This window comes from Cellulomonas persica, from assembly GCF_007989825.1.
Lineage (GTDB): Bacteria > Actinomycetota > Actinomycetes > Actinomycetales > Cellulomonadaceae > Cellulomonas > Cellulomonas persica.
In genome coordinates this window covers 1-817 of the sequence record NZ_BJUA01000043.1, presented here as the reverse complement: position 1 = coordinate 817, position 817 = coordinate 1, and the positions used below count along the sequence as shown (strand labels likewise).

Annotated in this window: 1 protein-coding gene; it reads right to left on the bottom strand. The window is 68.5% G+C overall.

Translation table 11 applies throughout. From position 1 onward, the window contains the following. Window positions 1-807: IS481 family transposase (locus tag CPE01_RS16250; protein WP_281285132.1), on the bottom strand; the 807-nt coding region annotated here is incomplete at its 3' end. Window positions 808-817 lie beyond the last annotated feature (10 nt).

Genomic DNA, 817 nt, shown 5'->3' with positions numbered 1-817 from the left:
GATGTACTGACCCGCAGCGTTGTTGACGCGGTCGATGGGTCGGAGGCCGCCGATGCCGAGGTGGGGTCGTTCCAGGTTGTAGCGGTCGAGCCAGGCAGGCAAGAGGGCAGCGCGTTCGGTGTTGGTGCTGAAGACGCGTGAGTAGGCCCACTCGGTCGCCAGGGTGCGATTGAGGCGTTCAGCCTTGCCGTTGGTCCAGGGGCAGTGCGGTCGGATGAACTTCAAGGTGATGCCCAGCTCGGAAGCGGTGTCGCGAAACGCGTGTGAGAGCCGGTAGTTCTTGGCATTGTCGCTGATCACACGCTCGACGGTGATGCCGTGGGCGGCGTAGAACGCTGTCGCACGGGCCAGGAACCCGGCGCAGGTGGCACCCTTCTCGTCGTCGTGGATCTCGGCGTAGGCCAGGCGTGAGTGGTCGTCGATCGCGGTGTGCACGTAGTCGTAGCCCAACCCGCGCTTGTGCGCGGGTCGTTCACCTCGACCGTGCACCTTCCACCCGCCGCCGTCGGGGATGCGGCCGAGCTTCTTGACGTCGATGTGGACCAACGCGCCCGGGTAGGGGTGCTCGTAGCGGTTCGCGGTGCGGCGTGAGGCACGGATCGGCAGGCCGGTCAGCGGGTCGCACTCACGCAGGAGAGGGACCCGATGGCGAGCCAGGACCCGTCCCACGGTCGAGGCCGGCAGGCCGAGGTGGTGGCCGATCCAGACCGGTCCGCGCCGGGACAGCATCCGTGCGATCCGCACGCGTGTCTCCACGCATGGGGCCGTCCGGCGAGGGTGGGTGCGCGCGATGCTCGGCCGGTCGATGAGCCCGGCC